Annotated in this window: 22 protein-coding genes and 1 pseudogene; 18 read left to right on the top strand and 5 right to left on the bottom strand. The window is 59.4% G+C overall.

What is annotated here, in order from left to right; all coding sequences use genetic code 11:
* Positions 1-21: 21 nt before the first annotated feature.
* Positions 22-597 (top strand): hypothetical protein, encoded by a 576-nt coding sequence (locus SOP97_RS00535; protein ID WP_322947627.1) that lies wholly within the window; start codon positions 22-24, stop codon positions 595-597.
* Positions 598-643: 46 nt separating this feature from the next.
* On the opposite strand, the gene SOP97_RS00530 is transcribed toward SOP97_RS00535, so the two are convergent.
* The gene (locus tag SOP97_RS00530; protein WP_322947625.1) at positions 644-1,114 is read right to left on the bottom strand and encodes a YchJ family protein; all 471 of its coding nucleotides are present in this window, start codon (positions 1,112-1,114) and stop codon (positions 644-646) included.
* Between the two features lie 4 nt (positions 1,115-1,118).
* Positions 1,119-1,616, bottom strand: a complete 498-nt coding sequence (locus SOP97_RS00525) for a DUF6231 family protein (RefSeq protein WP_322947623.1) — start codon at positions 1,614-1,616, stop codon at positions 1,119-1,121.
* Between the two features lie 427 nt (positions 1,617-2,043).
* On the opposite strand from SOP97_RS00525, the pseudogene SOP97_RS00520 reads away from it, so the two are divergent.
* The 4 genes and pseudogenes from SOP97_RS00520 to SOP97_RS00505 all read left to right on the top strand — a co-directional run.
* Positions 2,044-2,400: pseudogene (locus SOP97_RS00520) on the top strand (OmpA family protein); the annotation flags it as partial.
* A 143-nt stretch (positions 2,401-2,543) separates the two neighbouring features.
* Complete coding sequence (locus SOP97_RS00515; RefSeq protein ID WP_322947622.1) at positions 2,544-3,257, top strand: OmpA family protein; 714 nt, start codon at positions 2,544-2,546, stop codon at positions 3,255-3,257.
* 91 nt (positions 3,258-3,348) lie between these two features.
* The gene (locus SOP97_RS00510; protein WP_411912003.1) at positions 3,349-3,765 is read left to right on the top strand and encodes a DUF1145 domain-containing protein; all 417 of its coding nucleotides are present in this window, start codon (positions 3,349-3,351) and stop codon (positions 3,763-3,765) included.
* Positions 3,758-4,519, top strand: coding sequence for a collagen-like protein (locus SOP97_RS00505; protein WP_322947620.1), 762 nt, complete (start codon positions 3,758-3,760; stop codon positions 4,517-4,519). Before SOP97_RS00510 ends, SOP97_RS00505 begins: the two co-directional genes overlap by 8 nt.
* Positions 4,520-4,561: 42 nt before the next feature.
* On the opposite strand, the gene SOP97_RS00500 is transcribed toward SOP97_RS00505, so the two are convergent.
* Positions 4,562-5,026 (bottom strand): CopD family protein, encoded by a 465-nt coding sequence (locus SOP97_RS00500; protein ID WP_322947619.1) that lies wholly within the window; start codon positions 5,024-5,026, stop codon positions 4,562-4,564.
* A gap of 178 nt (positions 5,027-5,204) precedes the next feature.
* On the opposite strand from SOP97_RS00500, the gene dinG reads away from it, so the two are divergent.
* The 5 genes from dinG to pdxH all read left to right on the top strand — a co-directional run bounded on the left by dinG (position 5,205) and on the right by pdxH (position 12,468).
* Entirely contained in the window at positions 5,205-7,349 is a 2,145-nt protein-coding gene (gene dinG, locus SOP97_RS00495; RefSeq protein ID WP_274087978.1) for an ATP-dependent DNA helicase DinG, read from the top strand.
* A gap of 211 nt (positions 7,350-7,560) precedes the next feature.
* Positions 7,561-9,696 carry a beta-agarase gene (locus SOP97_RS00490; protein ID WP_322947999.1) on the top strand — a complete coding sequence of 712 codons (2,136 nt, stop codon included), beginning with the start codon at positions 7,561-7,563 and terminating at the stop codon, positions 9,694-9,696.
* A 116-nt stretch (positions 9,697-9,812) separates the two neighbouring features.
* Complete coding sequence (locus SOP97_RS00485) at positions 9,813-10,958, top strand: serine hydrolase domain-containing protein (protein ID WP_322947618.1); 1,146 nt, start codon at positions 9,813-9,815, stop codon at positions 10,956-10,958.
* A gap of 92 nt (positions 10,959-11,050) precedes the next feature.
* A complete protein-coding gene (locus SOP97_RS00480) occupies positions 11,051-11,731 on the top strand; it encodes an OmpA family protein (RefSeq protein WP_322947616.1) in 681 nt (226 codons plus the stop codon).
* Positions 11,732-11,820: 89 nt separating this feature from the next.
* The gene (pdxH, locus tag SOP97_RS00475; protein WP_274087982.1) at positions 11,821-12,468 is read left to right on the top strand and encodes a pyridoxamine 5'-phosphate oxidase; all 648 of its coding nucleotides are present in this window, start codon (positions 11,821-11,823) and stop codon (positions 12,466-12,468) included.
* A gap of 8 nt (positions 12,469-12,476) precedes the next feature.
* Here pdxH and SOP97_RS00470 read toward each other — a convergent pair whose 3' ends face one another.
* Positions 12,477-12,713 carry a hypothetical protein gene (locus tag SOP97_RS00470; RefSeq protein WP_274087983.1) on the bottom strand — a complete coding sequence of 79 codons (237 nt, stop codon included), beginning with the start codon at positions 12,711-12,713 and terminating at the stop codon, positions 12,477-12,479.
* 173 nt (positions 12,714-12,886) lie between these two features.
* On the opposite strand from SOP97_RS00470, the gene SOP97_RS00465 reads away from it, so the two are divergent.
* The 8 genes from SOP97_RS00465 (at position 12,887) to SOP97_RS00430 (ending at position 20,386) form a co-directional block, all read left to right on the top strand.
* The gene (locus SOP97_RS00465; protein WP_274087984.1) at positions 12,887-13,348 is read left to right on the top strand and encodes an outer membrane lipoprotein; all 462 of its coding nucleotides are present in this window, start codon (positions 12,887-12,889) and stop codon (positions 13,346-13,348) included.
* 326 nt (positions 13,349-13,674) lie between these two features.
* Positions 13,675-16,467 (top strand): monovalent cation/H+ antiporter subunit A, encoded by a 2,793-nt coding sequence (locus SOP97_RS00460; RefSeq protein ID WP_322947614.1) that lies wholly within the window; start codon positions 13,675-13,677, stop codon positions 16,465-16,467.
* Between the two features lies 1 nt (position 16,468).
* Positions 16,469-16,798, top strand: coding sequence for a Na+/H+ antiporter subunit C (locus SOP97_RS00455; RefSeq protein ID WP_274087986.1), 330 nt, complete (start codon positions 16,469-16,471; stop codon positions 16,796-16,798).
* The gene (locus tag SOP97_RS00450; RefSeq protein WP_322947611.1) at positions 16,795-18,300 is read left to right on the top strand and encodes a monovalent cation/H+ antiporter subunit D; all 1,506 of its coding nucleotides are present in this window, start codon (positions 16,795-16,797) and stop codon (positions 18,298-18,300) included. Before SOP97_RS00455 ends, SOP97_RS00450 begins: the two co-directional genes overlap by 4 nt.
* Positions 18,297-18,800 (top strand): Na+/H+ antiporter subunit E, encoded by a 504-nt coding sequence (locus SOP97_RS00445; RefSeq protein ID WP_274087988.1) that lies wholly within the window; start codon positions 18,297-18,299, stop codon positions 18,798-18,800. Before SOP97_RS00450 ends, SOP97_RS00445 begins: the two co-directional genes overlap by 4 nt.
* Positions 18,785-19,054: a K+/H+ antiporter subunit F gene (locus SOP97_RS00440; RefSeq protein WP_274087989.1), complete on the top strand. Its 270-nt coding sequence runs from the start codon at positions 18,785-18,787 to the stop codon at positions 19,052-19,054. Before SOP97_RS00445 ends, SOP97_RS00440 begins: the two co-directional genes overlap by 16 nt.
* A gap of 10 nt (positions 19,055-19,064) precedes the next feature.
* Positions 19,065-19,397, top strand: coding sequence for a Na+/H+ antiporter subunit G (locus tag SOP97_RS00435; RefSeq protein ID WP_274087990.1), 333 nt, complete (start codon positions 19,065-19,067; stop codon positions 19,395-19,397).
* 83 nt (positions 19,398-19,480) lie between these two features.
* Positions 19,481-20,386: a DMT family transporter gene (locus tag SOP97_RS00430; RefSeq protein WP_322947609.1), complete on the top strand. Its 906-nt coding sequence runs from the start codon at positions 19,481-19,483 to the stop codon at positions 20,384-20,386.
* A gap of 92 nt (positions 20,387-20,478) precedes the next feature.
* Here SOP97_RS00430 and SOP97_RS00425 read toward each other — a convergent pair whose 3' ends face one another.
* Positions 20,479-21,231, bottom strand: coding sequence for a 3-oxoacyl-ACP reductase family protein (locus SOP97_RS00425; RefSeq protein ID WP_322947607.1), 753 nt, complete (start codon positions 21,229-21,231; stop codon positions 20,479-20,481).
* Between the last annotated feature and the right edge of the window lie 20 nt (positions 21,232-21,251).

Here is a 21,251-nt window from a genome sequence, read left to right as displayed (position 1 = left end):
GAATAGGACAGGAGTATGACCATGGCTCGCTACGAAATTGCCTTCAGTGCGCAATTGGTTCCGGGGGCTCAACTGGCGCTGGTGAAAGCCAACGTGGCCAAGCTGTTTCAGGCCGATGAGCAGCGCCTGGCGTTGCTGTTTTCCGGGCGGCGTATCGTGATTAAAAGCAACTTGGATGCGGCCGGCGCTGAAAAATATCGCTCGACTCTGGAGCGCGCAGGGGCGGTAGTCGACGTCGTTTGCATCGACGATGAGATCGAAGAAATTGTGCTGACCGCGCCGCCAGCTGAGGCCTCAGATCCAGCGGTCGCTAACCCGGTAGCTACGCCAGCCCCTAGCGTTACCAGCTCACCTGCCGGGCGTTTGCAGGTGGCGCCGCGTGACGAATACATGGCCGCATTTGCCGAGGTGGATGCCCCCGATTTTGGCATTGCCCCGCTTGGCGACGATGTGCAGGATGAAAAGCCGCAGGTAGCGGCTCCCGTACTGGATTTGTCGCAGTTCAGCCTGGCGCCACCTGGCAGTGATATGGGCGAAGCGAAAAAAGCCCCGCCCGGCCTCGCCCCTGATATTTCTCATCTGAAATTACAGAACTAGCCTGCGGCGTTCGATGCACCTTGTGCGAGTGATCGGCTGAGCAGTATCAAAAATAGCTTGCACAGCATTTCTTGAACTTCAGCCCGCTCGCACATGGGCACGGGTCATTTCGCCCGAGCTTGGTTTCGACCGTGGGATCAATGAAATACCAGTTGTCGTTATTACGTACGAACGCTGAACGTTCGCGGTGGCTGTGCTCGCCACCTTCGTCACGCCAGTGGGCGGTAAAGGTCACATAGGCGTGCTGAGGCTCACCCTCGATCAGCTCGGTCTGCTCCACCTCAAGCCCAAGCCAGGCGCTGCCTTGGCTCCAGGCTTGTATGGCGTGTTGGTCGAGCTTGGCTTGTTGGGCCGGCAGCGTGCTGCGCACCAGGTAATCGATCAGCCCCAAGGCGTAGGCGCTATAGCGTGAGCGCATCAAGGCTTCGGCACTGGGTGCTGGAGAGCCTGAGTGAAAGTGGCCGCAGCAAAGTGTCAGTAATTGACCGCTGCCGCAGGGGCAGATTGTGCTGTTCACGGATTTACCACCAGTACTTGCCAAAATTTTCCGGGTTGGCCCAAAACTTGGCATTCAGCCAGTCAGGCACCTGTTTGTAGTCGAGCAGGTCGTATGTGAACAGGTTGAGTATTTGCTCATCGCGCTGGAAGCATTCACTGGCCTGCAGGGCCAAGGCAAAAAAGTCGGTCTCATGCCAGTCACAGGCGTTGAGGTCGACTAGCACGGCCATTCGGCTAGCATTCAGATTGCGAATACCACCCAGTAATTCCAGGCCTGCGCGCTTGGGCAAGTGCTCAAGGCAATCGACGACTAGGGCTAGATCGAAGCGTTGCGCGGCGACTTCAGCAGGCAGTTCGCCTGGCTCTGCGTGGACAATATGGCAGTCCGGGTGGGCTTGAATAAATGCATCAATCGCGGGTAATTCGTGGCTTCCGACCACAAGCAGGCGAGCTGGCGTGTAGCGCGCCAGTAAGGCAGCAAGGGCGTGTTGTGGTGTGCGGGTCGATAGTGTGGCAGGCATGATAATTCCTCACTCAGTGCACAAAGACTAACGTGCAGCTGCAGGGCGGCCTAGTGGGGATAGTGCTACTAATGTGTTTATGTATTCTCTGGCGTATTTTCTGACTGGCGTCTTTACTTTGTCAGTATCGGTTTTTACCGATTTACCAATAGGAGTCTTAAATATGAGCATCACCAGAAAAGCATTACCCCTAATTGTCGCGAGTACCTTATTAACCGGTTGCGCCGGCCTGCAGAAAACGGATTGGCCAACCTGTGCCGCGGTCGGCGGTGTGGGCGGTGCTGCTCTGGGCGCTATTGAAAGCTCGACATGGGCCGGTGGCGGTGCTGTATTGGGTGCTGGTATGGCTGCGGCTTACTGCTGGGTGCATGGCGCTAGCGAAGAGCAGGTTGTAATGGTTGAAGAGGTTGTAGTGGTTGAGGAGGTTATGGCTGAGCCTGTGCGTGTTGAGTTGGATGTGAAATTCGACTTCGATAAGGCTCAGGTCAAACCAGAAAGTTATGGCGATATCAAAAACCTGGCTGACTTCCTGACTCAATACCCACAAACCACCACTGTGGTTGAAGGCCATACCGACTCTGTAGGCAGCGATGCTTACAACCAGACCCTGTCCGAGCGCCGCGCCAATGCTGTGCGTGATGTATTGGTTAACCAGTACGGTGTAGGCGGTGAGCGCGTTAATGCGGTCGGCTATGGCGAAACTCGTCCGGTTGCCGACAACGCCAGTGCTGAAGGGCGCGCCGTCAATCGCCGCGTAGAAGCTGAAGTAGAAGCACGTCCTTGATCGCCTGGCTCCAGGCTTTCTGAAGAAAACAAGCCAGACCCTTAGGGGCTGGCTTGTGCAGCTCCCAGGGTAGGTCTTTACTCCTAAGTTACCGGCAATAGCCGGCAATACAGGAGATTCGTACCATGAGAGTTAGATCCATAATGGGGTTCGCCCCCGTTCTCTTGGTCAGCAGTGTTCTTTCAGGTTGTGTCACAACTTCCAGCACGGGAGATGCGCCGCTCAACCAAGGGAACTGGCCCCTGTGCAGTGCAATTGGCGGCCTTGCCGGTGCTGGTCTGGGCGCAATTGAAAGTTCTACATGGGCAGCAGGTGGCGCCGTGGCCGGTGCGGTCATTGGCACGCTGATTTGCTACGCCCAAGATGGTGATGAAGATAAAGACGGTGTGTTTGATCGTCGTGATCGTTGCCCAGGAACCCCGCCCAATACGTCCGTACATCCCAACGGATGCCCCATCAAGGAATACGCCAGTACGCCGGTCGAGCCAGAGCTCATTGAGGTTATGGAGGCGGTTCGGGTAGAGCTGGATGTGAAGTTCGATTTCAACAAATCAGACGTTAAAGAAAACAGTCAGGCGGATATCAAGAGCCTTGCTGACTTTATGAAACAGTACCCGCAAACCACCACAACCGTTGAAGGGCATACCGACGCGATAGGCAGCGATGCATATAACCAAGGCTTGTCCGAGCGCCGTGCCAATGCGGTGCGCGATGTGCTGGTCAATCAGCACGGCATCTCCAGTAGCCGGGTTTCATCAGTTGGCTATGGCGAGTCGCGGCCGGTCGCTGACAATGACAGCGAATCCGGGCGGGCAATCAATCGGCGCGTTGAAGCAGAGGTTGAAGCGCAACCGTAACGGATGTCATGTGCTGACAGGCCGTTGCGAACCTTGGTGTTAGTTCGCAACGGCCTGTTAGGAAGTGACAGGTTTAAACCCAGTAAAAGCTGTGAAGCTGTCCCTGCTTTGCAGTTTTTACTGGTCTTCTGGCCGCACACCCCCTAAAGCAGATAAGGTGCAGCGAAATAACAAAGTGTTGGGGGCGGGTGTGAAAATATTTCTGGTTTTGGGTAAGTGCCTGACGGCACTGTTTTGGGGTGTAGTACTGGCAAATCTGTTGCAACCTTTCGCACAGCCTTTTGCGCTGCTGTTAAATGGCGCAGGCGCTTTTATTCTGCTGATTCATGCACTTGAACTGTGGTTTTTTAACGCGCGCCTTAGTGCCTGCCCTAAGCCGGCCCTGCAGCGTGTGCAAGTGATGCTGTTCGGGGTTTTTCAGCTGCTCGGGCTGCCCGCTGAACAAGCCGCTGTTGCCGCTGACGCAGAGCCCCAGGACACCCTGCAGTTGGAGGTCGAACATGCGTAACTTGCTCGCCCTCGCCGTATTTTTTAGTCCCCTTGCCCTCGCGCAGGCTGTGATTGAAGTCGACTCCCACACGTTTATGCGTCTGCCAAGCACTACCAACGTGCTGCTCTTGGACCGTTTGGACATTGCCGACCATGGCACGTTGTTGATACCTGCAGGTTTGACCAAAATCCGTGTGGCGCAGCTGCGCTTGGGGCGTGAAGCGCGCCTGGCGATTGCCCCGAGTGAGCACGCGTTACGTCTTGAGGTGGCAGCTGCCGAGATTGCCAGTGGTGCGCAAATCAGTGCGCGTGGCGCCCAGGGCAGCGCCGAAAAACCCGCATTGCCGGGGCGCGACCTGAGTGTGCGGTTACAGGCCGTGACTCTAGAAAGTTTGATCTTGGATGCCCGTGGCGGTGCAGGTGCGCCTGGTTATGCCGGTCTTGCCGGTGCGGACGGCAAGCAGGGCGGCTGTACGTGGGGTGAGGCCAGTCGCGGCCATGATGGTTTGGATGGCGGCGATGGCCAGCCGGGTGCTGCCGGTGCGCAAGTACGTTTGGAAGTGCCGCAGGGTTTCCCGGTTGAACAGTTACAGGTCCGGGTGGATGGCGGCAGTGGTGGTCAGCCGGGCGTGCCAGGTGCAGGCGGTCAAGGCGGCATGATTAAGGGCTGCTGGCTATACAGTACCGAGGGCGCTCGCGATGGTAAGCCGGGGCAGGCGGGGCGTGCAGGTGAGTCAGGCCCCGCTGGTGCAGTGAATGTCGTGCAGTTCTAGCCGTCCAACCGCTGCTTGCTGGCAGCGGTTGGTTGTGCCGCGTTAGAACGAGGGGCGCGCGCCGGCGATTGCGATGACCAGCAGCCCCAGCAGCAGATTGATGCCGACCAGGCGGCGAATACGCCCCAGTACCGCACCGCCGGTCGGCCAGTCTTCTGCCGTTACGGCGCGGCGCAACTCGGGCAGTTGCAGCGCCTGAATGCGCAGAAACAGTGCCAGCATGGCGATATACAGCCCCATCATCACGTGCACATAGCGTGGCGCGCTATCGAAGCCGCTAAAGCGCAAGTGCAGCATGCCGACGCCGGTAATCGGCAAAACAATTACCGCAGCCCAGACCCAGTAGAAAAATCGTGGGAAGACTTCTAGCCAGAGTTTAAGGCGCGATGGCGCTTCCAGCGCGGCGACGGCTGCCGGGCGCAAGATCATCCACGCGAAAAACATGCCGCCCACCCAGACCAGAGCGGCGAGCAGGTGCAAGCTGTAGACGAAGGCGTATGGGGTCATGGGGTACTCCTGTTGGTTAAACGCTTATTTACGCGCTGTGGCGTGTCGTACCGGTCGCGTCTGCGGTGGAGCACGTAAACAGGTTCTAAGCGGTCCAGCGCGGGATCAATTAGCGCGCTATGATAGCCGCCGATTTCAAGCACTGAAAATTTATCCAGCCTTTTTGCACCAAGACCTCATGCTCAGTACCGAACTCAAGTCCCAGATCCAGGGCGCCTATACCCGTTTTCTCGAAGCCAAGTCGCTCAAGCCGCGCTATGGCCAGCGCCTGATGATTGCCGAAATCGCCAAGGTGCTGGGGGCCATTGAAGTGGATGACGAGGGCCGGCGTGTCGGTGAGCCCGCTGTTGTAGCGGTTGAGGCTGGTACCGGTACGGGTAAAACCGTGGCCTACAGCATGGCTGCGATCCCCACTGCCAAGGCTGCGGGTAAACGCCTGGTGATCGCCACCGCCACCGTGGCGCTGCAAGAGCAGATCGTGCACAAGGACCTGCCGGACCTGATGCGCAACAGTGGCCTGAATTTCAGCTTCGCCCTGGCCAAGGGGCGCGGCCGTTATCTGTGTCTGTCCAAGCTGGATATGCTGCTGCAGGAAGGCCAGGCGCAAAGCGCCACCGCGCAGCTGTTCGAGGAAGAAGGCTTCAAAATCGACGTGGATGAACAGAGCCAAAAGCTGTTTACCGCGATGATTGAAAAACTGGCTGGTAATAAGTGGGACGGCGACCGCGACAGCTGGCCGGAAGAGTTGGAAGACACGCGCTGGTCGCAACTGACCACCGATCACAGCCAGTGCACCAGCCGCCATTGCCCTAACTTTCAACAGTGTGCTTTTTACAAAGCGCGCGAGGGCATGGGCAAGGTCGATGTCATCGTCACCAACCATGACATGGTTTTAGCTGACCTGGCCTTGGGAGGCGGTGCGGTGTTGCCGGACCCGCGTGACACCCTCTATGTGTTTGACGAAGGGCATCATCTGCCAGACAAGGCGATTGGTCATTTCGCCCATTTCACTCGCCTGCGTTCGACTGCCGATTGGCTGGAACAGACCGCCAAGAACCTCACCAAGTTGCTCGCTCAGCATCCGCTGCCGGGTGATTTGGGACGTTTGATAGAGCAAGTGCCGGAGCTTGCGCGAGAAATCAAAACCCACCAGCAGTTTATGTTCGCCGCCTGCGAGCAAGTGGCTGACTTCAAGCCGGGCGAAGACATGCAAGGCCGCGAGCGGCCGCGCCATCGCTTTGTTGGAGGCCTGGTACCGCCGCACTTGATTGAGTTGGGCGTAGAGCTGAAAAAGGGTTTCTCCAAGCTGACCGAGCTGTTTACCGGGGTGGCCGAGAAGCTCAAGGAAGCCATGGACGGCGAGTCCACTGTCGGCATTGCCAGCCATCAGGCCGAAGAGTGGTACCCGCTGTTCGGCAGCCTGCTGGCGCGTGCTCAGGGCAGTTGGGAGCTGTGGCTGGCCTTTACCGCCGAAGATCCGGAGGCCAGCCCGCCGATGGCGCGTTGGTTAACGTTGGCTGACAGCGGCGCGCTGTTCGATATTGAAGTCAACGCCAGCCCGATCCTGGCCGCCGAAACGCTGCGGCGTAACCTGTGGAATGTCGCCTATGGCGCGCTGGTAACCTCGGCGACGCTGACGGCGCTGGGCACCTTTGATCGCTACCGCATGCGGGCCGGCTTGCCGAAAGGGGCGGTGACTGCTGTGGTGCCCAGCCCTTTCCATCATGCTGATGCCGGTGTGTTGCGGGTGCCTAACCTGAATGCCGATCCACGTGATGCGGTGGCGCATACGGCCGCGATTATTCGTGACTTGCCCGGCTTGGTTGAAGGCTCACGCGGCACGCTGGTGCTGTTTTCCTCGCGCAAGCAAATGCAGGACGTTTTCGAAGGGCTGGAGCGCGACTGGCGCAAACGTGTGTTTATTCAGGGCAATTTGTCCAAACAGGAAACCCTGAATAAGCACAAGGCGCGGGTCGATAGCGGTGAGGAAAGCGTACTGTTTGGCCTTGCGAGCTTTGCCGAGGGTGTCGATTTGCCGGGTGCCTATTGCGAGCATGTGGTGATTGCCAAGATCCCCTTTGCTGTACCGGACGACCCAGTAGAAGCGGCGCTGGCCGAGTGGATCGAGGCGCGCGGCGGTAATCCCTTTATGGAAATCGCCGTGCCGGATGCCTCGCTGCGCCTGGTGCAGGCCTGTGGCCGCCTGCTGCGCACAGAAGCGGACCGCGGAACTATTACCCTGCTGGATCGGCGCGTGGTCACTCAGCGTTACGGCAAGTCGATTCTCAATGCCTTGCCGCCGTTTCGTCGGGAAATTAGTTAGCGCCCATCGGTCGGTGCCAGGCAACTCGCTGCGCCAAATAGGTTCCAAGTCACGCGTGAACAAGGCCTTGGTCGTCACCGAGGCCTGGATTTTGCCCCAGGCAGTGTCGCCTGTGGCTGCCAAACAATGGGGAGTGTGGTGGGTGAAGGGTAAACGCAGGCTGCAGACAGGTGTTTGGCTATTCGCGCTGTTGGCTTATTGCGGCGCCGCCATGGCGATTGAGCCGCAGGAGTTGTTCAACTTTGTCCGGCCGCTGGATGCTGTGCAGGTCGCGACGCAGGATGCCGATCTACCCAACCGTATCGGCGAGCCAACCCCGCAGGGTGAGGTGCTGCGCCGGATAACCTTCCAGCCCGCCGAGCAGCCGAGTGTAAGGCTTACCCCGCAGAATGGTAGCTGGGATTGGTCGCAGCAAGCACTGGTCAGCCTGCGTGTGCAAAACGCCATGGATTGGGCGCTGACCCTCGATGTGCTGATCGAGAGTGTCGATGGCCAGCGGTTGAGCACCCGTATTGCCTTGCCCGCCGGTCCCGCGCAAGCCCTGTTGATTCCTCTGCAAGCGGTTTCTCCCCGTGATCAAGGGATGCGTGCCGGTGTGCCGATGCCCTGGATGCACAAAGGCCAGCGACTGCTGCTGGCGGACACGGTCAGTGGCGCACTCGATCTGAGCAAGGTCAGCGCACTCACACTCTCCGTGCCGCAACCCAAGGCGGCGCAAGATATTTTGATCAGCCAGTTCGGTGTCAGTAGCGAACAGCTCACGCGCGCCGCTTATGCCGAGATTGTCGATAGCTACGGGCAGTTCACCCGGGCCAACTGGCCGGGCAAGATCCAGCGCGATGCGCAGTTGCAGCAAGCGGTTGCCGAGGAACAAGCGCAGTTACAGGGCTGGCTGGCTGAGCGCCCGGCGCAGGATAAATTCGGTGGCTGGACGGGCGGGCAACCGTTTGAGGCCAGTGGTTTCTTCCGTACCGAGAAGCGCGATGGGCGCTGGTTTCTCGTTTCGCCTGAGGGGCATCCGTTCTACTCACTGGGCGTCAACGCCGTGACGGCCGAGCAGAGCGCGACCTATGTCGAGGGGCGTGAGGCGATGTTTACCGATCTGCCGCAAGAGGGTAATGCTCTGACGGCTTATTTCGGCACGTCGGATAGCCGCAGTGATACCGGTGCCAACCAGGGTCGAGCATTTGCCAGCGGACGTTGGTTCAATTTCTACAAAGCTAACCTGCAGCGCAGTTATGGCCAGGTCGACCCTGCTGCCTGGCGCGCGCTGAGCCAGGACCGCCTGCAGGCCTGGGGCTTCAACACCCTGGGTAACTGGAGTGAGCCGGCGTTCGGTGGCGATTCCCGTATGCCGTTCAGCATTCCGCTGTCGATTCATGGCGACTACGCCACCATCAGCACCGGCGTTGATTGGTGGGGCGCGATGCCGGATCCGTTCGATCCGCGGTTTGCCATGGCCACCGAGCGCGCTGTGGCGATTGCCTCACGTGATCACCGCGACAACCCCTGGCTGCTCGGCTATTTCGCCGATAACGAATTGGCTTGGGCTGGCCCTGCGAGTGACCCCAATGGCCGTTATGCTCTGGCCTACGCCACGCTGCGTTTGACCACTGATGTGCCGGCCAAGCGCGCCTTCCTTAAACAGCTGCGCGATAAATACCGCAACCAGAATGGCCTGTCTCGCGCCTGGGGGATTGAGCTGCAGGCTTGGGAGCTAATTGAAGACCCTGGTTTTCAGGCGCCGCTGCCGAGTGCCGAGTTCCCGGCCATTGAGCAGGATATGCAGGCATTTTTGCGCCTGTTCGCCGAGACCTACTTTAAAACCATTGCCGACTCGCTCGACTGGCATGCGCCAAATCACCTGCTGTTAGGTGGGCGTTTTGCCAGCAGCATCCCCGAAGCGGTAGGCGCCTGTGCGCGTTTCTGTGATGTGCTGAGCTTCAACTTCTATACCCGTGAGCCGCAGCAGGGCTATGACTTCGCCGCGCTGCGTCAGTTGGACAAACCACTGATGATCACCGAGTTCCACTTCGGCTCACGTGATCGTGGGCCGTTCTGGGGGGGCGTTGCCGAGGTGTACAACGAAGCGGAGCGCGGCCCGGCTTATGCGCACTTCCTGAGCAAAGCCCTGGAGGAGCCACAGGTTGTCGGCGTGCATTGGTTCCAGTACCTCGACCAGCCGGTTACCGGGCGCCTGTTAGATGGCGAGAACGGCCATTTAGGGTTGGTGGCGATCACTGATCGGCCTTGGGTTGGTTTCGTCAAAGCCGTACGCAAGGCCAATTTGGCTGTCGCAAAAAGCGTGCTCCAGCCGGCGCCTGAGCCTGTGACGAAAATCCCTTGAGGGGCTATTCGCAGAACTGATAGTGCCGGTGTCAGGCTTGAGCAGGGTTCACCGTAAACGGCAGAGCTGAAACAATCCGCCGACCATTTGGCGCGCAGAGATAGAGGAGTAGGGCGGTGCAGATACAGGGCTTTTTCGACCTCAAGTTCGAGGCATTGAGAGACGCTTTCGCGGCGTTATTCGATGACCCGCAGGAGCGTGGCATGGCGCTCTGTGTGCAGGTCGGCGGTGAAACCGTGGTGGACCTGTGGGCTGGCGTTGCTGACAAAGATGGCCAGCAGGCCTGGCACAGCGACACCATTCTTAACCTGTTCTCCTGTACCAAGACCTTTACTGCCGTGACGGCCTTGCAGTTGGTCGCTGAGGGCAAGCTTGAGCTGGATGCGCCAGTCGCGCGCTATTGGCCCGAGTTTGCGGCAGCCGGCAAAGATAAAATCACCCTGCGCCATTTGCTCAGCCATCAGGCTGGGCTGCCGGCCTTGCGCCAGATGCTGCCCGCCGAGGCGCTGTATGACTGGCAGGCGATGACCACGGCGCTGGCCGCCGAACAGCCCTGGTGGGCATTGGGTGAGGGCCATGGTTATGCGCCGATCACCTATGGCTGGTTGGTCGGTGAGGTGTTGCGCCGGGTCGAGGGGCGCGGGCCGGGCGAATCCATCGTCGCACGCACGGCCACGCCTTTGGGGCTGGACTTCCACGTCGGCCTGGCGGACGAGGAGTTCGACCGCGTGGCGACTATCTCCCGTGGCAAGGGGAACGTCGGTGATGCAGCCGCGCAGCGTCTGCTCAAAACCATGATGAGTGAGCCGGCGGCCATGAGCACGCGGGCCTTCACCAATCCACCATCGATCATGACCAGCACCAACAAGCCCGAATGGCGGCGCATGCAGCAGCCCGCAGCGAATGGCCATGGTAATGCCCGCAGCCTGGCTGGTTTTTACAGCGGCCTGCTGGATGGGCGCTTACTGGAAAGCGAGCTGCTGGATGAGTTGACCCGCGAGCACGCGGTGGGCGAGGACAAGACCCTGCTGACACGGACCCGCTTTGGACTGGGCTGCATGCTCGACCAGCCGGAAGTTGCCAACGCCACCTATGGTATGGGGCCGCGCGCCTTTGGTCACCCAGGAGCCGGCGGTTCGATTGGCTTTGCTGACCCGGAACGGGATGTGGCGTTCGGCTTTGTTACCAACAATCTAGGACCGTTCGTCTTGATGGACCCCCGTGCGCAGAAACTTGCGCGTTTGTTGGCTGATTGTTTGTAGCCAGCTCAGCTAAACTGCTGCGCAATCACCTGGGGTCAGCTCCTTGAGCAGGTCCCGGCGCGCTTCTTTTGTTTATTACGTGTGGATGCCCGATGCTCACCAATAAAACTCTCGCCGTCGCCCTTTGTGTGCTGATCAGCGGTTGCAGTATGTTTGATAAATCTGCAACGTCCGTGCCGAAAGTGGTTGCCATGCCGCCACCGGCAGTGACTCAGGCGTGGTTGGATGTGTATGAGCCGAAGGTGCGTGAAGCGATCAAAGGCACTCACTTTGAGTTTGAGCGCCGTGAAAATCTGCTGGTGGTCACCGCTCCGGTGCAGGGCTCATTCAACCCGGACCGTCCGCACATGATGCTACCGAGCACCCTGGGGCCGCTGAGCCGCATGGCCAAATTGCTTGAGCGTGATGAAACCATCGGCGTGTTGATTCTTGGCCACGCCGACAGCAGCGGTGAAGCGAATGCCAACCGTGACTTGAGCCAGCAACGCGCCCGCGCATTTACCTCGATTTTCCGCCTCAGTGGCCTTAAGCAAAGCCGCTTGATGGTCAAAGGCCTGGGCTCGGATATGCCGCGTGCGGCCAACGATAGCCAACAAGGCCGTGCACTGAACCGTCGCGTGGAAATTATGCTGACCTCGAAAGCCACCCTCAATGCGCTGATTGCCAAATATAGCCAGCCTTTGCCCGCCACGGCAGTAGTGGCAACCAAATCCATTAAAGACAAGAACGCCAAAGTGGTTGCCAAGGCCGATAAACCCGCGCGCAGCCAATAAAACTCTGCTGCAGCGGCTCGTTGCTGCAGATCAAGCCAGATTGAGCGCTCGCGGGTAAGCTAAGCCTATTTGCCCAAGGGGATTTGCCGATGACTCAAACGCTGGCTGACATGCGCCGTGATTACACCCGCGACGGTTTAAGTGAAGCGCAAGCACCGCTTGAGCCGTTTGCGCTGTTCGAGCAATGGTTTGCCGACGCGGTAAAGACCGAACAGCTGCCGGTTGAACCCAATGCGATGACCCTGGCGACTGTTGACGCGCAAGGCCGGCCGCACTGCCGTGTGCTGCTGCTTAAGGGGTTGGATGCGCGCGGTTTCACCTTCTTCAGCAACTACGACAGCGCCAAAGGCCAACACCTGCAGGCCAATCCATTTGCCGCCATGACCTTCTTCTGGCCCAGCCTGGAGCGGCAGGTGCGTATCGAGGGGCGTGTCGAGCGGGTTACGCCTGAGGAGTGCGATGCCTATTTTCAGGTGCGTCCATTGGGCAGCCGTCTGGGCGCCTGGGCCTCACCACAGAGCCAGGTAATTGCCGACCGCGCCGAACTGGAAAGCTTGCTGGCGCAAACGGAACAGCGCTTTCTCGACCGGGCGCCGCATTGTCCGCCGCATTGGGGCGGCTACCGCCTGCTGCCGGAGCGCGTCGAGTTCTGGCAGGGCCGCTCCAGCCGTCTGCATGATCGGCTCAACTTCCGCCAGCAAGACGGCGCCTGGTTGCGTGAGCGTCTAGCCCCCTGATAGTGGCGTCAATCCGCTTGGTAGTGCGCGGCCGCTTGCTCCAGCCAGGCGGGTAGGTCGCGGCGTTTGATCCCACTCGCTTGAGCTTCAGCCAGGCGCGAGAGCATATAGTCGCGTTTGGCTGTTGAGTCACCGGCCAATGACAGCGCCAGGTCGCGATCGATCCAGCGTTTGATCCGCACATACAGCCACCAGTGAAAGTACAGGCCTGCCACGGTGGTAATGGCGACGATAAAATAATCCATAAATCCCCCAAACAAGGTCTTAGCTTAGGCTAATTGGTTGTGGGCTCGCAGGTGGCGCAATGTCGCGTTATGGTCCGGCGATGCAGCGCTGATAATGTTTTCCGCATATTGGCGGGTGACAGTTGAACCGCGCAGGCGTTTTAATGAATGCCTGCCTAATTGGAGAAATGATCATGCGTAACCCCTTTCTGTTGGCTGCCTCCTTTGCCGCGTTAGCCCTATTGGGTGGCTGCGCCTCCAGTCTGACTGGCGATACCTACTCACGTGAAGAAGCGCGCACTGTGCAAACTGTGCGCATGGGCACTATCGAATCGCTACGCCCGGTGAAGATTGAAGGCACGAAAACCCCAATCGGCGCTGGTGCCGGTGCGGTTATTGGTGGCGTTGCCGGCAGTGGCGTAGGCGGTGGTCGTGGCAGTGCGGTGGCCGCAGTGATTGGGGCGGTGGCCGGCGGCCTGTTAGGCGCGATGACCGAAGAAGGTCTGACACGCACCCAGGGCGTTGAAATTACTGTGCGCGAAGATGACGGCAGCATGCGCGCCTACGTGCAGGCAGTCGAAGAGAATCAGGTATTTCGGGTCGGTGAGCGCGTACGCATCATGACGGTCAATGGCACCAGCCGCGTTACCCAGTGAGTGTTGCAAAGGCCGGATCAGTGTTGGCTGATCCGGCTTTTTATTGCCTTTTTTCTAGATAGACCAGACGTTTATCGGTGTTTAACGGGATTCCCAGGCAAGTTTCTGGTGAGCGAGTGTTTTGTAATGATTCTATCCATGACGTCTGGCCGATAGTTATGGATAATCGCGCACGTTTTTCTGTTGATCGGTTTTCGCCGCCGCACGGCCTATCAGATGTGTGTGGGGTGTGGCACAGGTCAAACCCTGTGGTTTACCGTCAGTCAGTCAGTTAGGGAGTCGGCCGGGTTCATGTACGTGCCGGGTTCGTATAAAGAGGTTTATCTATGACGCTTGCGCTGATCATCGCCTTGCCATTTCTTGGCTTGTTTCTGCCGCTGCTGACCGAGCGGCTGGGACGTTCAGCGTGCGCCGCAGCCACCGCACTGGCGCCGTTAGCCGCCTTGGTGCTGCTGATCTCGCAGCAGTCTGCGGTGTTCTCTGGCGAGTTGCTCAAGGTCAAGCTGGACTGGTTACCCTCCCTGGGTTTGAACCTCAGCCTGCGCCTCGATGGGCTGGGTTTTCTGTTTGCGCTGCTGATTCTCGGCATCGGCTTGCTGGTGATTCTCTACGCGCGCTACTACCTGTCCAAGAAGGAGCCAATGGGGCGTTTCTTCGCCTTCCTCCTGTTGTTTATGGGCGCCATGCTGGGCGTAGTACTTTCGGAAAACCTGCTGCTGATGCTGATGTTCTGGGAGCTGACCAGCCTGTCGTCGTTCCTGCTGATTGGCTTCTGGGGCGAGCGCTCGGATGCGCGTAAAGGCGCACGCATGGCCTTGGCGGTGACCGGTGGCGGCGGTTTGGCGTTGTTTGCCGGGATTCTGCTGATCGGCCATATCGCCGGCAGTTTCGAGTTGTCTCAGGTACTGGCTGCCGGATACGCGATCCGTTCCCACGAGCTGTATCCGCTGGCGCTGATTCTGGTGCTGCTGGGCGTGTTCACCAAGTCGGCGCAGTTTCCGTTCCATTTCTGGTTACCCCATGCGATGGCCGCACCGACCCCGGTGTCTGCCTATTTGCACTCGGCGACCATGGTTAAGGCCGGGGTGTTTCTGCTGGCGCGACTGTACCCGGCGCTGGCAGGTTCGGAGTGGTGGTTCTACCTGGTCAGCATCACCGGCCTGGTGACCTTGCTGGTCGGTGCCGGGATGGCGCTGTTTCAGCATGACCTCAAGGGGCTGCTGGCTTATTCGACCATCAGCCACCTGGGCCTGATCACTTTGCTGTTCGGCCTGGATACGCGGCTGGCAGCGGTGGCAGCGGTGTTCCACATCATTAACCACGCGACGTTCAAGGCCTCGCTGTTTATGGCGGCGGGGATCATCGATCACGAAACGGGTAGCCGCGATATGCGGCGTATCAACGGCATGTGGAAGTACATGCCGCACACGGCCGTGTTAGCCATGGTCGCAGCGTCGGCGATGGCGGGTGTGCCGTTGCTCAATGGCTTCTTGAGCAAGGAAATGTTCTTCAGTGAAACGCTCAATCAGCATCTGCTGGGCAGCTTCAATTGGGTAATTCCGGCAGCCGCCACCCTGGCCGGGGTGTTCTCGGTGGCTTATTCGCTGCGCTTTATTCACGACGTATTCTTCAATGGCGAGCCGATCAACCTGCCGCATTACCCGCCGCATGAGCCGCCGCGCTATATGAAGGTGCCGGTGGAAATTCTGGTGTTCCTCTGCCTTTTGGTGGGGATTGTTCCGGCGTACACCGTAGCGCCACTGCTCGCGGCGGCTGCCTCAGCCACCCTGGCGGGTGATGTGCCGACCTACAGCCTGTCAATTTGGCATGGGTTTAACCTGCCATTGCTGATGAGCTTTATCGCCCTGTTCGGCGGGATTCTGGTCTACGTATTCCGCCAGCCGCTGTTCCGCTGGTATGCCGGGCTGCCGAGCGTGGATGCCAAGTTGATCTTTGAGCGTGGCGTTGTGCTGATGATCAAGGGCTGCACGGCCATAACGCAGTGGCTGGAGAACGCTTCGCTGCAGCGCTACCTGGCGCTGTTACTGGCGGCCGCGTTAATTGTGGTGACCCAGGGCTTGAGTGAGTTACCGCAGATCAGTGGGCCGCTGGCCATGACCAAAATTGACGGCATCACAGCGCTGGGGCTGGGCATCATGGCCTTGGCCGCGTTGGTGACGGTGATCTTCCATCGCCAGCGTTTAGTCTCGCTGTTGATGCTCAGTGTGGTCGGGTTGATGGTGGCGTTGGCCTTCGCCCGCTATTCAGCGCCGGATCTGGCGCTGACCCAGCTGTCAGTGGAAGTGGTCACGATCATTCTGTTGATGCTGGCGCTGTTCTTTTTGCCGGCGCACACCCGTGTGGAATCCAGCAGCCTGCGTGGCCTGCGCGACTTTACCCTGGCGGTCAGTATGGGCGTGATGGTGGCGATACTGGTGTTTGCCGTGCTCACGCGACCGTATGACAGCATTTCTGCATTCTTCCTGGAGAACAGCGTGCCAGGCGGTGGCGGCACCAACGTGGTCAACGTGATTCTGGTCGACTTTCGTGGCTTCGATACCATGGGCGAGGTGACTGTATTGGCGATTGCCGCGGTAGGCATCTTCGCCATGCTGGACGGGTTGCGCCTGTTCCAGCCGGAACAGGATGCGCAGGGGCGCAACTGGGCGCGTGATCGTCACCCCTTGGTGCTTGCCACCCTGTCGCGGGTCTTGCTGCCGATGGCATTGCTGGTTTCGGTGTTTATCTTCCTGCGCGGGCACAACCTACCGGGTGGTGGCTTTATCGCCGGTTTGGTTACGGCGGTGGCGTTGATTCTGCAATACGTCGCCAGTGGCGTGCAGTGGACGCAGTCGCGCCTCCCGCTCAACTATCAAGGCATGGCCGGACTTGGCGTGTTGATTGCCGGCCTCACCGGGTTGGGCAGCTGGTTGTTTGACCGGCCGTTCCTGACCTCCGCCTTCGGCCATTTCCAGATCCCGCTGATCGGTGAAATAGAGCTGGCCACGGCCATGCTGTTTGACTTGGGCGTGTACCTGACGGTTGTCGGCGCGACCCTGTTGATTCTCGCCAACCTGGGCAAGTTGACCCAGGAAAAAGCTGCACAAGAGGTGCTTTGAAATGGAAGCCATATTTGCCGCGACCCTGGGCATCCTGACGGCCAGCGGTGTGTACCTGCTGCTACGCGCCCGCACGTTCCCGGTGGTGTTGGGGCTGACGCTGATTTCTTATGCGGTCAACCTGTTCCTGTTTGCCATGGGCCGTTTACAAACCGGCGTGGTTACGGTGGTCGGGGCGGGCGCTGAATACGCTGATCCACTGCCACAAGCGCTGGTACTGACCGCGATTGTGATCGGCTTTGCCATGACCGCCTTCGTCGTGGTGTTGGCCTTGCGCAGTGTGGGTGAAACCCGCACCGACCATGTTGACGGCCAGGAGCCTGCACGATGAACCACGGCTTAATCCTGCCCATCCTGCTGCCGATGTTTGCCGGCAGCCTGTTGCTGCTGGGCGCGGGCCTTAGCCAGCGGGTTAAACGTTGCGTGTCGCTATTAGCCACCCTGTCGCTGTTGCCGTTGAGCGCTTACCTGCTCTGGCTGGCCGATCAAGGTGTGCTGCAGGTGTATGCCGCCGGTAACTGGGCGGCCCCGTTTGGCATCATCCTACTGCTCGATCGCCTCAGCGCCTTGCTGTTGGTGGTCACTGCGGTACTCGGCAGCTTCGCCTTGCTGTATGCGGTACGCGGTGATGATGAGCGCGGGCAGAGCTTCCATGCGCTGTTCCAGTTCCAGTTGATGGGTATCAACGGTGCCTTTCTGACGGGCGATTTGTTCAACCTGTTCGTGTTCTTTGAAATCCTCCTGATCGCCTCCTACTCGCTGCTGCTGCATGGTGGTGGCGTCGAGCGGGTACGGGCAGGCTTGCATTACGTGGTGCTCAACCTGGTGGGCTCGGCGTTCTTCCTGCTCGCCGTGGGTGTGCTGTATGGCATCACTGGCACCCTGAATATGGCCGATATGGCCATCCAGGTCGCGGCGGCCGGGCCTGACGATGCGGGGCTGCTCGGCGCTGCCGGTTTGCTGTTGTTGGTGGTATTCGGTCTTAAGGCCGCGTTTTTACCCTTGTATTTCTGGTTGCCTAACGCCTATGCCTCGGCCACTGCACCGGTCGCTGCGCTGTTCGCGGTGATGACCAAGGTGGGGCTGTACTCGATCATCCGCGTGTATACGCTGATCTTTGGTGACGAGGCGGGCAGCCTGGCCAATATGGCCAACGACTGGCTCTGGCCGTTGGCGCTGCTGACCCTGGTATTGGGCGTGATCGGCGCGCTGGCGGCGGTCAGCCTGCAAGGCTTGCTGGCATATCTGGTGGTGGTGTCGGTCGGTACTTTGCTCGCCGGTATTGCCATCGGTACTGAGCAGGCCTTGGCTGGCGCGCTGTTTTACTTGGTGCACAGCACCTGGGTAGCCGGCGGTTTGTTCCTCCTGGCGGACCTGATTACCCGTCAGCGCGGCGAAAAACAGGGGCTGCTGGTGCAGGGCCCGGCGCTGCAGAATCCTCATGTGCTGGGCGGCTTGTTCTTTTTTGGCGCGGTTGCGGTGGCCGGCCTACCGCCGCTCTCCGGATTTATCGGCAAATTGTTGCTGTTGCGCTCGCTGGAGCCCGGATTGCAGGCGTTGCTGCTCTGGCCGGTAGTGCTAGGCGGCGGCTTGCTGACCCTGGTCGCCCTGAGCCGTGCCGGCAGCACCTTGTTCTGGCGGGTAGGCCTAAGCCAGCTGGACAGCGCTGAGCTGGACTATGGTCGGCTGCTGGCCTGCATGGGCTTGCTGTTGCTCAGCCTGCTGCTGGTAATCGGTGCGGCACCCTTGTTGAGTTATGTCGAGGCCACGGCCAGCCAGTTGCATGACCTCGGGCTGTACCGCCAGATCACCGAATCGGGAGCTGCACGATGAAAGCACGTCGCTGGTTACCCCATCCGCTGTTGAGCCTATGCCTGCTGATGGTCTGGCTGTTGCTGATGAACGACCTGAGCCTGGGGCACTGGTTGCTCGGTATGTTGCTTGGCTGGGCCATCCCATTGCTGACTCAGGTGTTCTGGATCAACCCGCCACGGGTATATAAGCCGCTCAAGCTGTGCTGGTTTTTACTGCGCATCCTCGGCGATATCGTCACGGCCAACCTACAGGTGGCCAAGCTGATTCTCGGTTCGCCCGCCAAGCTACGGCCCGCGTTCGTGGAAATTCCCCTGCTGTTGGAAGACGAGCTGGCCCTGACCATGCTCACCAGCATTATCTCCCTGACCCCTGGCACGGTTTCCGCCGACCTCAGTGATGACCGCAAGACCTTGCTGGTCCACGGCTTAGATGTGCCCGATGCCGAGGCTTTGGTGGCGGAAATCAAGCAGCGTTACGAAGTTCCCTTGCTGGAGGTATTCACATGCTCGCCTACGTGATTCCACTGTGCCTGGTGCTGATCGGCTTGGCGCTGGTGCTGACCATGGCGCGGCTGATTATCGGCCCAGACTTGCCTGATCGTATCCTGGCGCTGGATACCCTGTACATCAACGCAATCGCCATGCTCGTGCTGTTTGGTGTGTGGCTGGGGTCTGATTTGTACTTTGAAGCAGCGCTGCTGATTGCGGTAATGGGCTTTATTGGCACGGTAGCCGTGGCCAAGTATTTGCTGCGCGGCGACATCATCGAATGAGGAGCATCTAATGGCTTTCTGGATTGAAGCGCTGGTGGCGCTGTCTCTGCTGGTGGGCAGTATGTTTGCTCTGGTGGGGGCGATTGGCCTGTACCGGCTGCCGGACTTCTTTATGCGCCTGCACGGCCCGACCAAGTCCACCACCCTGGGAGTGGGCGGTATGGTGATCGCCTCGCTGATCTACTTCAGCTTTCATGGTGAGGGCGTCAGCCTGCATGAACTACTGATCGCCCTGTTTCTGTTTATCACCGCGCCTGTTAGCGCCCATATGCTGGCCAAGGCGGCCATGCAGCAGAAGCTCCACATCGACGCAAAAACCCGCGGCAAGCCCTGGGAGCAATAAGGCCACACACATTGCCCGGCTGACTGTATCTGTCGGCGGCGCACCGGCCGCTCTACACTGCGGTCTTTGAGCCGAGGTGGTCGATGCGCGAGCAGGGAAGAGGTGTGGCGGTGAGCTGCCTGGTGATTGCCATGGCGCTGTGGGGCAGTTCGTTTATTGCGCTGAAACTGGCCTTTGCCGAGTTGCCGCCGTTGTGGGTGATCTTCGGGCGTATGGCCCTCGGCAGCCTGGTGTTTTTGCTGGCCTGGCGCTGGCGCGGACAGATGCACTACCGCGCCGGCGACTGGAAGTACCTCCTGGGCCTGGCGGCCTGTGAACCCTGTCTGTATTTCCTCTTCGAAGCCCTCGCGCTGCAGCACACCAGTGCCGCCCAGGCCGGCATGGTCACGGCCTTGTTGCCGTTGCTGGTGGCGGTCGGCGCGTGTGTCTTTCTGCACGAGCGGATCAGCCGCATCACCCTGGCCGGGTTTCTTATCGCCCTGGTTGGCGCCGTCTGGCTGAGCCTGGCTGGCAGTGCCGATGAACATGCCAGTAACCCCGTGCTTGGCAACTTCTACGAGCTACTCGCCATGCTCTGTGCCGCAGGGTACACCTTGTTGCTCAAGCATCTATCGGGGCGTTATTCGCCTTTTCTGCTGACGGCCATGGTGGCGTTTGTCGGCACTCTATTCTTTCTGCCCATGGCTTTGTTGAGTGCGCCGTTGCCGACCGCTGTCAGTCTTATGGGGCTGGGCGCCATCGTCTATTTAGGCATTGTGGTCACGGTGGGCGCTTATGGCTTGTACAACTTCGGCGTGAGCCGCCTGCCGGCGAGCCAAGCCTCGGGGTTTACCAACCTGATTCCGGTATTCACCTTGTTGTTCGCCATACTGCTGTTGGGCGAAAGCCTGAATGCCCTACAGATGCTGGCTGCGGCTTTGGTGTTCGCCGGCGTGCTGCTCAGCCAATGGCGCGGCACGCAGGTGATACCGGCTGGTGTACTGGATTAAGGAGCAAGGCATGAGTGATCAGCGCGCCTGGGCGCTCTAAACACTCCGGCCGCTTGCGCAACTGGAGTGTTTAGCAGTGCGGTGGTGCGTTTTCAGGCGGAAAAACCACCATCAATCATCAGGCTAGAACCGGTGATATAGCCCGCTTCCGGGCTCGCCAGATAAGCCACGAAGCTGGCAATTTCTTCGGCGCGACCGTACCGGTTGATGGCCATCAATTGCTTCAGGCTATCAGCAAACTCGCCGTTTTCTGGGTTCATGTCGGTGTCCACCGGGCCCGGTTGCAGGTTGTTTACTGTGATACCACGGCCACCCAGGTCGCGGGCCAGGCCCTTGGTCAAACCCACCAGTGCGGCCTTGCTCATGGCATATACCGCGCCACCGGCGAAGGGCATGCGCTCGGCGTTGGTGCTGCCGATGTTGATGATACGGCCACCGTCGTTAAGGTGTTTGGACGCTTCCTGGCTGGCAATCACCACGCTGCGCACGTTGATCGAAAGCGTGCGATCGATATCTTCCATGCTCATTTCTTCGATTGGGGCGATGGCCAGTACACCGGCGTTGTTCACCAGAATATCCAGTTGGCCGAAGGTGCTCAGGGTTTGCTGAATGGCACCGCGAATGGCGCTTTCGCTCGCACTGTCGGCTTTAATGGCGAGTGCTTTGCCGCCGGCGGCCTGGATTTCCTGCACCAGTATTTCGGCGTGCTGGGCGCTCTGGCTGTAGGTCAGGGCAACCGCAGCACCGTCACGCGCCAGACGTTTGGCGATGGCTGCGCCAATGCCACGGGAACCGCCTTGAATAAAAACTACTTTGCCGCTGAGGGTAGGGGTGTTGTGAGTCATGTCGATCTCCATACAAGTAA

It is taken from the genome of Pseudomonas spirodelae, from assembly GCF_034653255.1.
Lineage (GTDB): Bacteria > Pseudomonadota > Gammaproteobacteria > Pseudomonadales > Pseudomonadaceae > Aquipseudomonas > Aquipseudomonas spirodelae.
This window is presented reverse-complemented; position numbering and strand designations above follow the sequence as displayed.